The following is a 1,494-nucleotide window of genomic DNA, read 5'->3' as shown; positions in this document are numbered from 1 at the left end:
GAATCATGTCTTTCTTGTGGGCTGCGCTCATATCCAGTGACATCGTGCTCTGAATTTTTGAGTCTTGCCATCAGATAACTGCCTGCTACCCCCATTCCCATAACTGCAATCTTCATTTGACTCCAGTCCCCTCTGACCTAATAAAAACACTATCTGCAATTAGTACTAGAGTTAAATTTGGTGAAATCTGAAACATCATGGATACATTTGATGCAATAAAATCAAGAAGATCAATTAAGAGTTTTCAAAATCACGAAATGAGCAAAGATGAGATTAACAAGCTAATGGAGTATGCCATATTGTCTCCAACTTCATATAACATCCAGAACTGGAGATTTGTAACAATCACTAAACAGGATTTGAAAGACAAGCTATGTGTTTTGTCATATGGCCAGAGACAAGTAGCAGAGGCCTCTTTGGTTATTGTTTTATGTGCTGATCTAAAATCTTGGGAGAAAAACCCAGAGCGATACTGGAAAAACATTCCAGAAGAGCCACGCAATTTTCTAATCAAGGGAATAAAGCAAGCATACACTGGAAATTCTAAACTAGAACATGATCAAGCAATACGCTCTTGTGGAATTGCAGCTCAAACCATTATGCTTGCAGCACAATCAATGGGGTATGACAGTTGTCCTATGGAGGGATTTGATTATGGCAAGGTCGGTGAATTCATCGGATTGCCACCTGACCATATAGTTACAATGATGGTAGTAGTTGGCAAAAAAGCAAAAGAGCCCGCTCCCCGCGGTGGACAGTTGCCACTATCTGAACTAGTCTTTGAGGATCACTTTTAGTGATTTGAGAAAGGATACTTTTCGCCACACTTTTCGCATCTGTCATGTACTCCTTCTGCAGGTTTAGTTAGACCACAAGACTCGCAGTATCGCATGATTCCAAGTTCAATTAGTTTCTTTGAGCATACTGCCCACTGCTCAGATGTGTGTCTTGGCTGTTCTTTGCTGCAAATAAGACACACATTATCGGACTCAAACATTGGCTAAATACCGTGATTTGATGAGGTCTTTTTATTATTAACTATGAGAGTTGGAAATAATGTCTACTCCAAAAGAACTTGTCGCTATATTCTTTGATGGAACTGGGTCATCTTATGATAGAGTGGTAAATTGTACCACCTTTGGCAGAGATAAATTTTGGAAAAGACAGATTGTTTCAAAAATATCTGGTGGAATGATTTTAGATCTTGCATGCGGCACTGGAATCTTGAGTAGGATGATTGCAAAAATTCCAAACTCTGAGGTTGTTGGTGTAGATGTGACTCAAAATTATCTAGATGTTGCAAAGAAAAAATCTGGATTTGATAATATCTCATATGTTCTAGAGGATGCAGAAAAACTTGATTTGGATAAAAAATTTGATTTTATTGTATCGTCGTACATTCCAAAGTATTGTGATGCTAAATTACTAATTGCAAAATGTGTGACTCATCTGAATCCTGGTGGTCAGATAATCTTGCATGATTTTGTGTATCCT

The 1,494-nt window shown here is 38.2% G+C and carries 3 protein-coding genes and 1 pseudogene; 2 read left to right on the top strand and 2 right to left on the bottom strand.

Annotated features, from left to right (window positions below):
• Nucleotides 1–101: pseudogene (locus tag BG20_RS13065) on the bottom strand (NAD(P)/FAD-dependent oxidoreductase); the annotation flags it as partial.
• A gap of 96 nt (nt 102–197) precedes the next feature.
• On the opposite strand from BG20_RS13065, the gene BG20_RS02425 reads away from it, so the two are divergent.
• The gene (locus tag BG20_RS02425; RefSeq protein WP_010190419.1) at nt 198–797 is read left to right on the top strand and encodes a nitroreductase family protein; all 600 of its coding nucleotides are present in this window, start codon (nt 198–200) and stop codon (nt 795–797) included.
• Here the strand turns inward: BG20_RS02425 and BG20_RS02420 are convergent.
• Complete coding sequence (locus BG20_RS02420; protein WP_048096997.1) at nt 794–997, bottom strand: hypothetical protein; 204 nt, start codon at nt 995–997, stop codon at nt 794–796. The two genes, BG20_RS02425 and BG20_RS02420, sit on opposite strands and share 4 nt — an antisense overlap.
• A 59-nt stretch (nt 998–1,056) precedes the next feature.
• Here BG20_RS02420 and BG20_RS02415 point away from each other — a divergent pair.
• A partial coding sequence (locus tag BG20_RS02415; RefSeq protein ID WP_010190417.1) for a class I SAM-dependent methyltransferase occupies nt 1,057–1,494 on the top strand: 438 nt, incomplete at its 3' end.

Source organism: Candidatus Nitrosarchaeum limnium BG20, assembly GCF_000241145.1.
GTDB lineage: Archaea > Thermoproteota > Nitrososphaeria > Nitrososphaerales > Nitrosopumilaceae > Nitrosarchaeum > Nitrosarchaeum limnae.
This window is presented reverse-complemented; position numbering and strand designations above follow the sequence as displayed.

Coding starts and splice junctions, on each gene's coding strand:
- BG20_RS02420 (WP_048096997.1), bottom strand. CDS start 997: ATGTTTGAGTCCGATAATGTGTGTCTTATTTGCAGCAAAGAACAGCCA.
- BG20_RS02425 (WP_010190419.1), top strand. CDS start 198: ATGGATACATTTGATGCAATAAAATCAAGAAGATCAATTAAGAGTTTT.